The 15,038-nt window shown below is 49.9% G+C and carries 18 protein-coding genes; 7 read left to right on the top strand and 11 right to left on the bottom strand.

The window, feature by feature from the left end:
• Positions 1-377: 377 nt before the first annotated feature.
• The 11 genes from LA321_RS18625 to LA321_RS18580 form a co-directional block, all read right to left on the bottom strand.
• The gene (locus LA321_RS18625; RefSeq protein ID WP_156140858.1) at positions 378-725 is read right to left on the bottom strand and encodes a hypothetical protein; all 348 of its coding nucleotides are present in this window, start codon (positions 723-725) and stop codon (positions 378-380) included.
• Positions 718-3,021 carry a replication endonuclease gene (locus LA321_RS18620; protein ID WP_042069800.1) on the bottom strand — a complete coding sequence of 768 codons (2,304 nt, stop codon included), beginning with the start codon at positions 3,019-3,021 and terminating at the stop codon, positions 718-720. Before LA321_RS18620 ends, LA321_RS18625 begins: the two co-directional genes overlap by 8 nt.
• 3 nt (positions 3,022-3,024) lie before the next feature.
• Positions 3,025-3,270, bottom strand: coding sequence for a hypothetical protein (locus tag LA321_RS18615; protein ID WP_042069799.1), 246 nt, complete (start codon positions 3,268-3,270; stop codon positions 3,025-3,027).
• The gene (locus tag LA321_RS18610) at positions 3,267-3,716 is read right to left on the bottom strand and encodes a hypothetical protein (RefSeq protein ID WP_224212228.1); all 450 of its coding nucleotides are present in this window, start codon (positions 3,714-3,716) and stop codon (positions 3,267-3,269) included. The genes LA321_RS18615 and LA321_RS18610 overlap by 4 nt, the downstream gene beginning before the upstream one ends.
• 1 nt (position 3,717) lies before the next feature.
• Positions 3,718-3,936, bottom strand: a complete 219-nt coding sequence (locus tag LA321_RS20305) for a ParE family toxin-like protein (RefSeq protein ID WP_042069797.1) — start codon at positions 3,934-3,936, stop codon at positions 3,718-3,720.
• Positions 3,937-3,974: 38 nt separating this feature from the next.
• Entirely contained in the window at positions 3,975-4,229 is a 255-nt protein-coding gene (locus LA321_RS18605; RefSeq protein ID WP_042069795.1) for a helix-turn-helix domain-containing protein, read from the bottom strand.
• Positions 4,230-4,231: 2 nt separating this feature from the next.
• The gene (locus LA321_RS18600; protein WP_042069794.1) at positions 4,232-4,420 is read right to left on the bottom strand and encodes a hypothetical protein; all 189 of its coding nucleotides are present in this window, start codon (positions 4,418-4,420) and stop codon (positions 4,232-4,234) included.
• 66 nt (positions 4,421-4,486) lie between these two features.
• Positions 4,487-4,945, bottom strand: coding sequence for a hypothetical protein (locus LA321_RS18595; RefSeq protein WP_042069793.1), 459 nt, complete (start codon positions 4,943-4,945; stop codon positions 4,487-4,489).
• A gap of 13 nt (positions 4,946-4,958) precedes the next feature.
• Positions 4,959-5,468, bottom strand: a complete 510-nt coding sequence (locus tag LA321_RS18590; protein ID WP_042069791.1) for a phage regulatory CII family protein — start codon at positions 5,466-5,468, stop codon at positions 4,959-4,961.
• Complete coding sequence (locus LA321_RS18585; protein WP_042069789.1) at positions 5,461-5,730, bottom strand: hypothetical protein; 270 nt, start codon at positions 5,728-5,730, stop codon at positions 5,461-5,463. The genes LA321_RS18590 and LA321_RS18585 overlap by 8 nt, the downstream gene beginning before the upstream one ends.
• 25 nt (positions 5,731-5,755) lie before the next feature.
• Complete coding sequence (locus LA321_RS18580) at positions 5,756-5,944, bottom strand: Cro/CI family transcriptional regulator (protein ID WP_042069788.1); 189 nt, start codon at positions 5,942-5,944, stop codon at positions 5,756-5,758.
• 124 nt (positions 5,945-6,068) lie between these two features.
• Here LA321_RS18580 and LA321_RS18575 point away from each other — a divergent pair, with 124 nt between their 5' ends.
• From LA321_RS18575 to LA321_RS18545, 7 genes are all read left to right on the top strand, one after another.
• A complete protein-coding gene (locus LA321_RS18575; protein ID WP_042069786.1) occupies positions 6,069-6,764 on the top strand; it encodes a LexA family protein in 696 nt (231 codons plus the stop codon).
• Between the two features lie 197 nt (positions 6,765-6,961).
• A complete protein-coding gene (locus LA321_RS18570; protein WP_042069784.1) occupies positions 6,962-7,363 on the top strand; it encodes a hypothetical protein in 402 nt (133 codons plus the stop codon).
• A complete protein-coding gene (locus tag LA321_RS18565) occupies positions 7,356-8,246 on the top strand; it encodes a hypothetical protein (protein ID WP_156140856.1) in 891 nt (296 codons plus the stop codon). The genes LA321_RS18570 and LA321_RS18565 overlap by 8 nt, the downstream gene beginning before the upstream one ends.
• 178 nt (positions 8,247-8,424) lie before the next feature.
• A complete protein-coding gene (locus tag LA321_RS18560) occupies positions 8,425-9,480 on the top strand; it encodes a site-specific integrase (RefSeq protein ID WP_042069783.1) in 1,056 nt (351 codons plus the stop codon).
• 30 nt (positions 9,481-9,510) lie between these two features.
• The gene (locus LA321_RS18555) at positions 9,511-9,873 is read left to right on the top strand and encodes a DUF7079 family protein (protein ID WP_042069781.1); all 363 of its coding nucleotides are present in this window, start codon (positions 9,511-9,513) and stop codon (positions 9,871-9,873) included.
• Positions 9,874-11,556: 1,683 nt separating this feature from the next.
• A complete protein-coding gene (gene tdh / locus LA321_RS18550; RefSeq protein ID WP_042069780.1) occupies positions 11,557-12,582 on the top strand; it encodes an L-threonine 3-dehydrogenase in 1,026 nt (341 codons plus the stop codon).
• Between the two features lie 203 nt (positions 12,583-12,785).
• The gene (locus tag LA321_RS18545) at positions 12,786-14,171 is read left to right on the top strand and encodes an alanine/glycine:cation symporter family protein (protein ID WP_082043358.1); all 1,386 of its coding nucleotides are present in this window, start codon (positions 12,786-12,788) and stop codon (positions 14,169-14,171) included.
• The last annotated feature ends 867 nt before the right edge of the window (positions 14,172-15,038 follow it).

Here is a 15,038-nt window from a genome sequence, read left to right as displayed (position 1 = left end):
TTGTTGTTAATCTTTGTTGTGTAATTGGTTTGAGTGGGACTAGATAGAAGCTTATGCTTACAGGAATGAACCATCGGGTATTGGCTCACGTGGCCTTGATGATCAACATTCAGGATATAACCATTTGGATTAGTCTGGACCCATCTTAAATAGCCCTCTTCATCATTCTTAAATACCTTGACGACGCTTTCATTCATTATCATTTCCTTATCGCTTGGTCCGGTACTAGACCAGAGCCCTTTCAGCAGAAGGTAAGTCATACAGATTTAAATATCGTTGGATATCGTGGTTGTATCGATATAGTAAATGATGCAACGTGCCCAGTCACGTTCCTTTCCTTGTGGATGTTCGGGCTTAGAGCGATGTCCAGTGGATGCTTATGCTGCTTCTATGGCTGCTCTGGGAAATGGCCACCGGGGACTATGCCATTCATGACTTTTGTGGTCAGCAATGGCTTGAGGGAGAGGGGGGAGGCCAGTGCGCTCCGGTCGATAGATCCGGCGCATCATGGCGATGGCCACTCCTCTGATATGCGGTGTTTGTTCTTGTAACCACTCAAGCATCAGATCCTGTGACCATGCCGGTGTGCCATCAATCTTGAGGCCCATCCGATATATCTGGCATTCCAGTGCATCATATTGTGGTGCTGTCAGCGATTTGTAGGTATGCGATGTATCGGGCAATTCGCTCTGCAGGGCTTCCAGCTTGGAAAAAAGATCAGTCACAGGCTACCTCGCTCATCAGTTCATCAAACAGTGGACTAGGCGCATCATATTGCTCTGCGCGGTCTAACTTATCCAGCACGCGCCAGAGTTCACATCGATACGGATTAGGCAGAGCAGCGATCCACTGATGGCATGCCTTGAATCCGCAGGCGTTGAACAGCTCGTAGCAATCCATTACCAGTGTCGGCCAATGTTCATCCTCGGGAGGAATAGTGTCGGGCTGTTCGTCCGGTTCTGATACACCGACCATGGCACGTAGCCATTCCAGCTCTATCAAGGGCTCGTCATCGCCCGATGGGACCATACGGCTTGACTGTACCTGTCCGTTCTCCAGCCAAAGGGTGAAACCGTCCGAGCTGACACTGGCCCCAGCCCGTAACCGGTTGATGGAGAAGGACGATAAACCCCATTGATCTTTCATGATCTGCTCTGCGAAAGCCTCGGGATCGGGCCGCGTACAGTTATTGTCAGAGCTCCAAGGTGCCGGGCTGTCGCCCGCCTGAACCTCAACCCCCCTCGCTGCAGCCTCGGCGGCTTTCCTGGCTTCATGGGTGCCGGCGGGCACAATTTCCCACCCTTGCAGGCGAGTCTTGATGCTAAGGCGAGCGGAGGTAATGCCCATCAGGCGCTTGATGTCTTCGCCATAGCTGTTGGCCTGTTCCTCGATAAGGTGGGCCAGCTTGATGGGGTGTTCGGCACGGGTCGCCAATGCACCGCCCATGGCGTGCAGGTAGCAGCGAAAGATGCCGTTATCAGCGGCAAAGCGGGCGGCCTCAAAGCGTGGGTCTTGCAGCACTGGCTTGGGTGGGCCAACCAACTCGGCATGCTTCTTGGCGTTGCTGATGCGGCGCAGCTCGCGCCATACCCCGACTGGGGCGCCGCCGATCTGCTGGAAGGTGCGAATGCCCCACCAACTGGCCCAGGCGACGGCATGCAGGGCGCCCTCATCGGCGGCGGTGCCAGCCTCTTCGTCATCGTCCAGGTAGGCGCCGTCGATGTTCTTGGCAATGTATTTGGCGATATAGCCCGCGGCATCCCCCTTGGCCGGGTCTATCTCTTTCCAGTCAAAGCGGGGAGTAAAGTCGGTAAAGGGTGGGGCGCCCTTGATATCCCGTACCAGCTCGTCATGGTCATCGGTCAGGGCATAGCGTTGCAGGATGCCGATCACCCGGTTGCGATCTTCCGGGCGCATAAATAGCAGCAGATGCCAGTGCGGGGTGCCGTCGTGGTGAGCCTCGCACACGCGAAATCCATAAACTGGGGCGTTCCACCGTTTGAGGGCGGCTCTGGCGCGGCTCCAGAGCTTGGCCAGATAGGCGCAGGTCTCCCGCGGCGTGGCCCCTTGATATCGCTTGTTCTCTACCGCTTTGCCATTGTGCTTTTGTGTCCAGGCATGAAAGCGGCTCGGGGCTGTCCAAGTGAAGAAGACCCCCACATGACCCTGCTCCTCGGCATAGTCATTGAACCCCCTCGCACGCACCATCATTTCGTTGCGGCGGTTCACCGGGTTGGCGTTGCTGGCCTCCCAGCAATCCTTCATCGACACGACCAGGTCATACTGCTCGTTGACCACTTCCGACTCGGCCAGCCAGCGCATCATGGCCCGCTTGCGTTCGCGCACCACCTTCATGGTGGCGTTCGATACATAAGCCGACACGCCCTTGCGTACCTTACCCAGCAGAATGTTGATCTGCTCCTGCAGCCGATCCCAGCAGCGGTTGACGCGCTTCTCCCACCACTTGGCAGAGAGCAGACGCACCAGCACGCTCAGGATCCAGTTATCCCGCACCGCGTCGGATTTGAATTTGGGCATCTTGCCGATAAAACCCCATTGGTCGGCCGGTTGACGCATTAGCTCCCAGGTCTGCAGCAGATCCGGCTCGGCGCCCTCTTTGATGCCCTGTTCGATGTTCTTGTATATGGCTGCGATCTGGTTGGCGAACTGGTGGGCCACCTTCTTGCGGCCATCTTCATCGCGCATCTCTTTCGGGTTGACCGGGATGGAGTGGAGCAGCTTGCGCACCCATCGGGTTCGCTCGCGTAGCCAGATATTGGCAGAGCGACAATGCTCGAAACTGCAATCTTTGCGGCGTCGCGCGTACTGTTTGAAGAGGTCGCGTGTTAACTCGGGGGAGAGGCCATCAAGCAGCTGGATGGCCCAGAGCAGATCGTATTGGCCACGTGGGCCGCCGAAAACGGCGTCAAAGTTGACGCCGGGCAGAGAGTTGCAAAGGGTGTTGATGCGCTGCTTCTGTGCTTTTCTCGATAGCGGCAGCCGGGTGGTGAGCTTGGTCATTCGTTAAGCGGATAACTTCTTGATGCGAAACAGGCATCCACTGATGCGCTGCTGTGCATGGGTTTTCATTCGACGGGCGGCCGCACACTGGCGCAGCAACAGCTGGATACTGACGCGAGGGCGGATTGGTAGTCGACGCGCATGGGCCAGCTCCCGTTGATAAAGACGCAGCCGCGCTGCGTCTTCCCGATAGGTCTCTTGCCAGCGATACATCTGGCTGGTCAGTTCCTGCTGCAGGTGATGAGTCACTTGATCACCTCACCTTGCCCATGCAGTGGCGCGCACTCCTGCCACCACTCGCCGATCTCTTTGGCCAGCGCGGTTTCGCCCTGGCCCAGTGCCAGCCAATAGACAGAGCGCACCGCACCGAGCGCCAGCAGCTCCCGGGGGATATCCCGATCGCCTCTGACCTCACCGCCGGCAGCGATAAACTCGGCACGGGCTGCCAGCCAGTGGGTGGTCAGTGGGTTGTGTGCGGGGAGTGGTGTTGCATCTTCATCGTCCTCGTCGCCGTCATCATCGAGCAGATCAGCCGGGTTGCTGGTTGCAACCAGCTGCAGCTGGATGTATTGCTGGCCGGAGTAGACCCCGCCCAGGGCGATGCGGTTATCTTCGGCATTGGCGGCGAACATATCTGCCAGCAGCCCCTCAACGAGCTTGGGCGCCTGGCGGGCAATATTGATGGCATCGCTCATATCAACGACTCCGTTTCTTTCTGGTTAGCTTGTTGTAGCGTTCGTGGGTCATGAGCTGAAAACATCGAGCCCCACATGGTCTGAACAGGCGATACCTGAGGCCCACATCAATCACGTCGCCTCGTCCGGAGTGCAGTCTCCGGGGGCGTTGGTTGAGTAATGCAAGAGCCTTTTCCGTTATCTGATGCGGTATCTTCCCGACCGTAATGAATCCATCCATAGTGTTCTCCTGGGGCCACGAAGGTGGCCCCTTGTTGGTTAAGCCACGAGTTCGGTGGAGCCAGTCAACAACCAGGTACTGTGTTGTTTCAGCTCAGGATGATTGGCAATCAGCAGGAAGAGACCACCGCCAATTTCGCGGTATCCCAGCTCGTAGTTCTTGAGCGTGGTGGGCGGAATGCCGAGCTGAGCGGCAAACTTCGGGCGGCTCAGCTTCAACTTTTCCCGCAACTGGCGCAGACGCTTGGCGGCATGGTGGTTGAGTAGATTGATCTGGGTCGGTTGTGCGTTCATGGTCAGGCTCCTTGTGAAATGGTGCAGGGGTTGATGCGGTGAAACAGAGAGGCCCAAGCCAGCGCGGTGGAGCGCTCGAAAACCGCAATTCCGTCCGGATGTTGGCTAAGACGGGTGCCATAGCGGCCCGTCAGCTTGCGTTGTTGGATGCGAAGGTTGCGCAGTGCGCAGGGGATCGCTAAAGTTGCCATGTCGACTTCCTCATACGTTGTTGATAGAGGCCCGCTTGGAGTTGCCGCTCCGTAATGCGGGCTTTTTTATTGCCCAATAGGACGTGGTCCTTGCCCAGTCATCTGGCTTGCCGCCAGAACCGCGCGCTTCATGCGAAGTTTTGCCGCTCTCTCTTTCTTCTCTCTCTCGATATCCCCGATGGATCTGGCACCTGGTGCCGGGTGCCACACCTTGCGGTCACAGCCGCCGCGAAAATCGCTCTGATACTCCAGTGCGATCACTGCCAACCTGATCGCTTCGCGCCGTGCATACGGCAGGGCCGACAGGGTTGCTGTCATCAGCTCGTTTCGCGATTGGCGGGCGATTGCACAGATGGCCGCTTTCTTGGCCTGGCTCAGTGCCAGCCAGTCGGTGTCCAGGCTGGAGCGATGTTTGCCGAACATCTCGCGCAGCAGCATGCAGCCGGCGGTGTTCATGGCCACCTGTTGGTCTGGCGTCAGGCCAGCCAGGTTGCGCTGTTCATGGTCAATGCGTTGGGTTTGCATGTGTTCCCCCCCTTTACATGGTCATGGTTTGCATCAGGATGTCTGACGCACAGGCCAGGGTTGGCACCGCCTGAAAGCGGGCCTCAATGTCGTGGATCAGGATGGCGAGTGACCCCATGGCAGAGGTGGCAACGCTCACCAGGGTGTTGCGCTCCGAGCGGGTGATCCGGCCCCGATCTGTCAGCTCCAGCGCTCGCTGGCCAATGCTGGCGATCTTGGCGTTCAAGTCGATGGCCTGGTGGGGCAGGGAAGGGGCCCGTTCTGCCTGTGGGATGGCCACGGCAGTAAGGTCGCATTCCAACAGCAGGCCATCGAACAGGGTCTCGTCCCCCTCGGTGGCGTGATAAATGGCCACCAGTTCCCGGGCGGTGAGTTGGTGCGGTTGTGCCGGGTTCAGCTTGTTGCGTAGTACCTGCTCACCGATACCTGCAGCACGGGCGACCTCGGCCAATGAATGGCTGGCGGCAAAGCGCGAACAGGCGGAATCGAAATGCGGCTGTTTGGTGGTGCTTTGTTCAAACATGGCTTTCATCCCTTTGCTTGCGAGACACTCTGGGTGCGCGAACAGGTTTCGGGGCCGGCTCCAGACCCGGTTGATTCATGGCCTGCTGGGTGTAGAGAACCAGGTTGATCAGCACTTTTTCAGAGCGGCCTTGCTTGGGCATGATGGGGATACGTCCGGCCCGCACGTAGTTCTCGATAGTGCGTTGGGTCAGGCCGGTACGTTCAGAGAAGCTCTCGACCGTGCAAACTGGGGTGTCGATATAGATGGGGGCGATAATCATGGATAGTTGCCTCCTGCGAGTTCAGTTACGCGCGGCCTTGCGCGGTGTGCTGCTGATCGGCTTTCAACTTGCCGCCGGTCAGGACTTCGATTTGGTAGGAGCGCAGTTCCGGGACTTTCTCTTTCCATTGAGAGATCGCCTGTGTCTTCACGCCCAATGCCTTTGCTAAGGGGGCTATTCCCCCAAAGTGAGCTACTGCATCTGCTGTTTTCATGGTCGATAACGCCTTGGTTAACTAACTTACGAAACTTACTTTACGATCATAAAAAGCGTTAGCGCAAGTTAATTTACTCAAAAAGTAAATCTAGTTACGTAATTTGGGGTGTAATCTCTCTTACATGAACGTAAGCGAACGCATTAAGACCCGGCGCTCAGCCTGTGGGTTTACACAAGATCAGTTAGCTGCCCGAGTTGGTGTAACTCGGGTGGCTGTCAGTCATTGGGAGAGGGGAGGTGCAGAGCCAAAAGGACGTTATCTCAATGATTTAGCCGAAGCCCTTGGAGTGACTGTAGATTGGTTGTTGACGGGAAATGGCACAGGTTCCGAAGTGTCACCAACTCAACCAGTCCCAGGGTTCCACAACGTTGAACCGGCGGTAATACCACAGGGCAAGCGGATCCCGGTGATCAGTTATGTGCAGGCCGGCCACTGGCGTGAGATGTGTGAACAGGCCACTACCTTTGACGGTAATGTCGAATACGTATCAGCAAGCGGCGAGATCGGCCCATTCGGTTTTGGCCTTTGGTTGCGTGGCGATTCCATGTTGCCGCAGTTCAAAGAGGGAGATTTGATCATCGTTGACCCCGACGAAGCGCCGCAACCCGGGGACTACGTTGTTGCCAAGAACGGCAGCAATGAGGCCACTTTCAAAAAGTACCGGCCCCGCGGCATCGACGAGAACGGCCAAGAGGTGTTTGAACTGGTCCCCCTCAACGACGATTACCCCACCATGCACTCCGACCGGCAGCACATCCAGATCATCGGCGTGATGGTTGAGCACAGAATTTTTAGAAAGAGACAAGCAGGGCGCTAATGCGCCTGTTTGCGTTTACAAGAGTATCAAGAGCTTTATGGCGATTTTATGCGGTTAGTTTAGTGCTTTCATCAGAAAAAAAACCATCAGTGGGAAGCAGAGAAATTTAACCAGCAAAGCCAATGCATCAATGAAATTTGCTATTGCAATAATAAGTTCTATCACTGACACCTTCATACAATGGGAAAGAGTGGTTGATGAATAAATTTCGTTACAAAGAGCCGGAGAGTCTAATCCTGTATGTATATGGCAATGATCATACGCCGCTCACTAACATACTGAAAGAGGTACAGATCGAGGCTAATGCTCCTGTTAGCCTGTTTAGCAACGGACCTCAGTTTCTCATCGAAATCTTCGATTGGATATCAAAAAATCCGGTTCAGGTTGGAGAAATATGTGGAGTTCTGGTTGCTTTTATTAATCGCCATCCCAAAGCTAGCCTGACCTACAGTATTGATGGCAAGACTGTCAAGGTTAATAATATATCTGCTAGATCTGCTGTAGAGTTTGCGAAAGAGCTCAGGCAGTCTGATATTCGGACGATCTATATAAATATGGATGACAAGAACGAAAATACAATGGATGAGAAAAATGACTGAAAAACCTAAAACTATCTCGACCGAAACTACAGTATCTTCTTCGGATAAATCACTTAAATGTGGTCTTATTATGCCAATAGCGAAGAGTGAGAATCTTGAGCCAGAGCACTGGCGTCAAGTTCAAAGTATTATTAAAGAATCACTAAGTGATACAGAGTTTCACGTTAGAATGGTTAGTGAGTCAGATGACGTTGGTGTTATACATAAGTCCATTGTTCAGAATATATATCAAGATGATATTGTCATCTGTGATGTGAGTACGCGTAACGCAAATGTGATGTTTGAACTAGGTATGCGCCTTGCTTTTGATAAACCGACAGTAATTATAAAGGATGATGTTACGGCGTTCTCGTTTGACACTCAAATAATTGAACACGTGATGTACAAACGGGACCTTAAATATTATGACATTATTGATTTTAAAAATAGACTTCGAGAGAAGGTCATAGCTACATACCAAAGTTCGAAAAGTGAAGGATACTCAACTTTTCTCAAGCATTTCACTATAGAACGTGTTGCGAAGTTAGATGAGCGCACCGTAGGCCGTGATGAATATCTTATGGAAAAGATAGACAGAATAGAACATTCAGTAAACTCACTTGAGCGAGATATGAAGTCAAATTCTCGTCGAGATCTTCTTAGACGAGCCTTAGGTAATGCGATAAATGATAGCGCTGAAAGCAGTATAGAAAAGCTAGAGTTTCTTGATTCCTTTGTCTCTGACTTTAAGAAAAGTCTTGGTGTTTCTTCTTCTGCTAAACTAGGTTTTAGTGGAGATTCTGTACGTGAGTCAATCATTGATGATTGTATGAAATATATTGTTGATAATCATGGGGTAGAATTGTCTCCCTCTATGAGAACATATATTGCAAACCGACTATAAGGCGTTAGTTAAATTAGTATGTTAGTGGTTTAATATTTAGCTACTATGTTAGCACGAAGCCACACGACTATTTTAAGGTTGGTTATGAGCTTCACTTAATGTATAGCGGTACCGCACTCAAACATTGTCAAAAGCCACTCTTAACTGTATGTAATTACAGTGGTTGAGTGGAGGGCGTATGGCAGTAAGAAAGCAAACATCTGGCAAGTGGCTTGCCGAGATCTACCCAGAGGGAAGGCCAAGCAAGGATAATCCCCACGCGCCGAGGCTACGAAAGCAGTTTGCCACCAAGGGCGAGGCGCTGGCATTCGAGCGCTTTGTGCTGGATCCGGATAAGGGCAAGCCTTGGCTGGAAGGGCAGGGGGAACCGGCCGATGGCCGGCACCTCTCCGATCTGGTCGAACTCTGGTTTGGCCGCCATGGCCAGAGTCTGCGTGATGGTGAGGCACGCAGGTCCAAGCTACTGACCGTGTGCCATTCCCTGGGAGATCCGCTGGCTGTGAACTTCACCGCTCGCGATTTTGCCGCCTACCGTGAAGCTCGCCTCTCGGGCGATATCACCGATCGGCGTGCAGTCAACCAAGAGAAGCAGGGCGTCACACCCAATACGGTGAACCGCGAACATGCCTACCTGCGCGCGGTATTCAACGAACTGAAAAGGCTAGGGGAGTGGCAGGGGGAAAACCCCCTTGATGGTCTGCGGGCCTACAAGGTGGCCGAGGCCGAGCTGGCCTTCCTTTACCCTGACGAACTCAAGCGCCTGCTGGTCGCCTGTGCTGAAAGTCCAAATCCCGACCTGCTGTTGGTGGTTAAACTCTGCTTGGCCACCGGTGCCCGTTGGTCTGAGGTGGAAGAGTTGACCCAGTCCCAGGTATCCCCCAACCGCATCACCTTCACCCGTACCAAGAGCAAGAAAAGCCGTAGCGTGCCCATCAGCCCCGAACTGTATGCCCAGTTGCCCAGAAAGCGCGGCCGTCTGTTCGGTGACTGTTATCGAGCCTTCGAAATGGTGGTCGAACGTGCTGGGCTGGAGCTACCGCTCGGGCAGAATACCCACGTTCTGCGCCACACCTTCGCCAGTCACTTTATGATGAACGGCGGCAACATCCTGGTGTTGCAGAAGATTCTGGGTCACTCCACCATCGCCATGACCATGCGCTATGCCCACTTTGCCCCTGATCACTTGGAGGATGCTATTCGCCTAAATCCTCTTTCTGTTTGTGGTTTAGAATAATTCGGGTGGGGTTGAGGCTGAGGGGTTCTGATGAAGGGAACTAGGTCTGATATCGAGTTGTGTGAAGCCCTCTCAGGGTTTTTCGTGGATAACGAAGTTGACTATCGCTACATTGCCAAAGTAGCCAAGACATTTCCCATAGAGCATGTGGAAAAAGTGTTGTTCGAATGGGTTGCTCCTGTCTGTTACACCAACATGTTGACCCCTGTCCCTGAGATTTGGAGCGGCTTTGAAAGGGATCGGCTTTGGCTTGATATCCAGACCCTGCTGAAAGAAGAATCCGAAGCAGGTCTTCTTAAGAAAACCACCATCAACTTGCGGCAGTTTTATCTGCGTCGGGAGTATGCCGAGGAGTGGGGAAGGCTGCAGAGAATGCTGTCAGGTGGGGGCTGAAAGTGGCGACAGAGTGGCGACAAAATTTTAAATGGGTGGTCATTTTTGGCTGTCATTGGTTTACTAACTCTTTGATTTTTATGTAAGTGCTTGTTTTCTCATAGGGCTGAATCAGATTTAAAATCCCTCGACGTTCGCGTCGTGCCGGTTCGATTCCGGCCTCGGGCACCATTAAAATCAAAGACTTACGAAGGCCACTAGCGATAGTGGCCTTTTTGTTTTTCCCCGTGTCCACGTTTGGTCCACACGGAATTTTTCTAACCTACTTCCGGCAGGTCTTCGAGCGTCACTTCGAGGTTGATGTTGTTGCAACATGTATCCAACCTTCATGGTCTAAGACGATGTGGTTTCTTGTTCTCTCAAGCCATATCAGGCAACCTCATGACATACCTTGGGGTATCTAGTGTGTACTGAGGAAAATACTTTCAACCGCGGCCAAGCTTTGTCCACTCTGGCCTGACGCTACCTCTTTGTTCTCTTCTGCAGGTGAAAAGCCTCCCATGCTGATGCAGGAGATGCTCCATCCGATATCGTTACCACAGGTAAAATTACAAAATGACCTGTGAGAAGGAACTGTGTTTGCCGGTCGATAAATTAGGCATGTACGGCCCGTCTGAAGTATCGCTATGGCGTTAAGGATACTCAGCTCGCACCAAAATGTTTCTCTCTCAAAATAGCTAGGTGAAAACGAGCTGAGGCACGACGCCTTCTGGCTGAAGGGGAAGATGAGTGGTCTAATCATCCCATTACTTCCCTGAAACCATGACATGGTTCACATAATGTGTTTTGGTTATAGCCTACGATGTCAGCTAGCGAATGCTAGTCAGTGGTTTGTATTTTGTGAGGAATGCAATATGTCACTTTTAGTTAAGGATAGATTTGTAGACCGTCATTGACCCGACTTTACCGACTGCGGAGTAGTCGCTCACTTCAGTAATCTATTAGTACTGCTCAAGTACGAGTGTTTTTTTCCAGATCACATACAGCGACAGTTTTTCTGTTGCCTTTTCCGCTATCCTTCCCTTTTATTATGCCTATTCGTTGTCATTCCTCACAGAGGCATAACAATGATCTTGATTAAACAAAATCAAGATATTACTTCCCTCCTGAAAAGTGATGGCAATCTGTCAGTTCGACTAATTGAGGCTGCATATAAAGTTATCGATAAGGTTTCAGTAATTGTTGGACTGGTAAAATTCGAGGGATTATTTTTCAGAAGATATCGAAAAGGGAAGCAGATTTCTATTTCAGGTTGCACAGAGAGATTGAATTTATCAAGACAGCGGATTGTCCCTTTACTAAAACGAATGGAAAGAAAGAGCTAGGTTAAACAAAAGGAGATTTTTCATCGTGCCATAAGAGAATTTCATAAGTATTCATAACTGCTTAACAAAAGGAACCATGATCTTCTCGAAGGGAAAAATGATGCCAATTTTTTTACAGTGAAGGAGGAGTGAAAAATGTCATCAGAACATCCCGGAGAGCTAAACATCTACTTAAGGAAGGTATCTATATTATTGGGTTCTCTTTTCCAGTGATACCCATAGAACAGGCCCGCATCCGTATCCAGATATCGGCTGATCACAGCCGTGACTAGTTGGACAAGGAAATCGCGGCCTTCATTAGAATCGGCGATGAAATGGGGAGTATCTGAATTTTTCCTTATCCTTATGGAGTAACATGATGAAAGCACTAAGTAAACTAAAGCCTGAGCAAGGTATTTGTATTGTGGACGCGCCCAAGCCTGAAATGGGCCATAACGATTTGCTGATAAAAATCCGCAAGACGGCTATCTGTGGTACCGATGTACATATTTACAACTGGGACGACTGGTCTCAAAAAAACATCCCAGTTCCCATGATTGTAGGGCATGAGTATGTCGGCGAAGTAGTAGATATAGGTCAGGAAGTTCGTGGCTTCAATATTGGTGACCGCGTTTCAGGAGAAGGACATATTACTTGCGGCCACTGTCGTAATTGTCGCGGAGGTCATCCCCATTTATGCCGAAATACCATCGGAGTTGGAGTTAATAGAGAAGGGGCCTTTGCTGAATATCTGGTGATCCCTGCCTTCAACGCCTTTAAGATTCCTGATGATATCAGTGATGATTTGGCCGCTATATTTGATCCCTTTGGCAATGCTGTGCACACGGCTTTGTCATTCGATCTAGTGGGGGAAGATGTACTGATTAGTGGCGCGGGTCCTATCGGTATTATGGCTGCTGCCGTTTGCCGTCATGTTGGTGCACGCCACGTGGTCATTACGGATATCAACGATTATCGTCTTGAACTGGCTGATAAACTGGGCGCCACCCGTACTGTCAATATCAACAAAGAGCGACTCGAAGACGTGATGGTCGAGCTTGGTATGACAGAAGGGTTCGATGTTGGTTTGGAGATGTCCGGTGTCTCCTCGGCTTTCCATGTCATGTTGGACACCATGAATCACGGTGGAAAAATCGCCATGTTGGGTATCCCCAGCGAGGGGATGGCGATTGACTGGAACCAAGTGATTTTCAAAGGTCTAATGCTCAAAGGTATTTACGGCCGTGAGATGTTTGAGACCTGGTACAAAATGGCGAGTTTGATTCAATCGGGATTGAATATTTCTCCCATTATCACTCACCACTATAAAGTGGATGACTTCCAGCAGGGTTTTGATGTCATGCGTTTGGGCCGTTCAGGCAAGGTTATTTTAAATTGGAGTTAATAACATGAGTAAAGTTTAAATGCACCTGTATCATGGGTGCATTTAAACTCTTGGCGATATTGTTGTTGGCCATTTGAAAATCAAAATCATGTCATCATAGTTATACCAAGGATATACTCTTCATTATAGTGTGAAGTGTGAAGTGTGAAGTGTGAAGTGTGAAGTGTGAAGTGTGAAGTGTGAAGTGGGTAGGGAGGTAGGGTATGCAATCGCTTGAAATTATCATTGATACATTAAATGTTTTTTTATGGGATTATTTTCTGGTAATCGTCCTTTGTGGTGTAGGGATATATTACACAGTAAGACTTAGATTTATCCAAGTATTACGATTTAAACAAGGTATTTTGTTATTGCTGCGAGGTATTTCTCTTTCCGGAGAAAAGGCGGGTAAGGCAGGGATGAGCTCTTTTCAGGCAATTGCAACTGCGGTTGCTGGACAGGTCGGGACGGGGAACTTGGCAGGACCTGCTACCGCAATTATCGCCGGAGGGCCAGGGGCTATATTTTGGATGTGGATATCTTCTCTTCTTGGAATGTCTACTATATATGCTGAAGCCATTCTTGCTCAAAAATATAAATCTACTGATCGTAATGGACAGGTAGTTGGCGGTCCTGCATATTATATTGAGCAAGGATTGAAAAAGAAATGGCTGGCGGTTATATTTGCCATTCTCAATATTTTGGCACTAGGGTTAGTGGGGAATATGGTTCAGTCTAATTCTATTGCCAACGCTTTCCATAATTCTTTTGGTGTCAGCACATGGGTCGTCGGAATATGTATTGCCATTCTGGTCTCATTGGTGGTGGTTGGTGGTCTGCATTATATAGCTGCACTCAATGAAAAACTTATCCCAATAATGGCATCGCTTTACATCACCGGAGCAATTATTACATTAATAGTCAATTATCAATATGTTTCACAAGCATTCTATTTAATATTCGTTGCTGCATTTTCCCCTCAAGCTGTGTTCGGGGGGGCAATAGGCATATCTATTCAACAGGCTGCTCGCTTTGGGATTGCTCGAGGATTATTTTCTAATGAAGCTGGTATGGGCTCCACACCACATGCCCACGCTGTGGCAAAGGTAAAAAATCCAGAGGATCAAGGATTAATAGCCATGATGGGGGTTTTCACTGTTTGCCTCATTGTGACACTGACTGGTTTGGTTATCATTACCACCGGTTTGAGTTCACTTAATAAAGAAGGACTTCCTTTATCAGAACTTCTTTCCTTCATTGTTGAAAAAGGAACCGGTATAACAGTTACACAAAATGCCTATGAACAGACATTTGGGTACTGGGGGAATGTTTTTATATCTGTTTCATTGCTGTTTTTTGCATTTTCAACCATTATTGGATGGTATTATTATGCGGAGACAAATGTTCGTTATTTATGCAGCTCTGTACGCTGGTTAAGGTGTTTGAAAATCTTGGTGATATTATGTGTCTTTGGTGCTTCGTTATTTAACGTGGATTTGGTCTGGAACATGGCTGATGCTTTTAATGGGTTGATGGTTATACCTAATATAATTGCGCTGTTAATTCTATCGCCTATCGTTATTGAATACACTCAAAAACATGTTTACTGATAATAATAGGACACCAACTGACTGGACAGTAGTGAACTAAAAATTATGACTATCTACTGCTAACCCGTGTTGATGGCCTGGTCTGCATCAAGAAATAATATTACCAGCCACGAGCACGGTTAATATTGGAGCATTTTGACAAGTAGAACAAGGACGTTCAGTTTATTTACCGCATTCATATATATACGTGATAACTTCCCTCACCTGATCGTTGTATTTTCGTAGAGAAAATTTCCCGGTTCTCATCTCTTTGAATCCAAATATTGTTTTCTCCGCCAGTAGACGACTGCGTTACCATGGACATTTTCCAAAGAGACTTCCAGTGCGAAGATATCGATATCTTGGGTCGCGGGATCAACGACCAGAGAGCAACTTGTGCCAGCATCACTGTTGCCCGGCACCGTGTTTTCTGAGCTTCCACTCGCTCTGACCACACACCTTGAGCCCGACCAATCAATTAGGATAGCCAGGCTGGGGATTTCTCTTGGGCTGGCTGATGACAGACCACCTTCATCGTGCGAACCCGTTTGCTGACGCTGCCATAATGGACAGTGGCACACTCATCTGTTCGAACAGGGAGTCGAGTACTGTTTGGTCTGCTCACAGGAAATGATTAAAAATGTCCCTGAGCATCGGGAGACGACAAGTTGGCTGTGGTCCTGTCGTTCGTGATGCTTCGATGTCATGATAATTATCCCAGCACAAGAAAAACGATATAAGCGATAGGTGATATAGGACAAATAGAGCTAGATAAACTCTTTTGACAGTGATGTAGATCGCAAAACAGGTTATCGCAATGACCTATTTTATTTTTCGTGCCAGAGGTTACTGAACTTAATCATCTATTTTAATCACGCCTTTGGGATT

The sequence above is a fragment of the Aeromonas enteropelogenes genome (genome assembly GCF_020097295.1).
Lineage (GTDB): Bacteria > Pseudomonadota > Gammaproteobacteria > Enterobacterales > Aeromonadaceae > Aeromonas > Aeromonas enteropelogenes.
The sequence above is the reverse complement of the archived record's forward strand: the minus strand, read 5'-3'. Positions and strand labels throughout refer to the sequence as shown.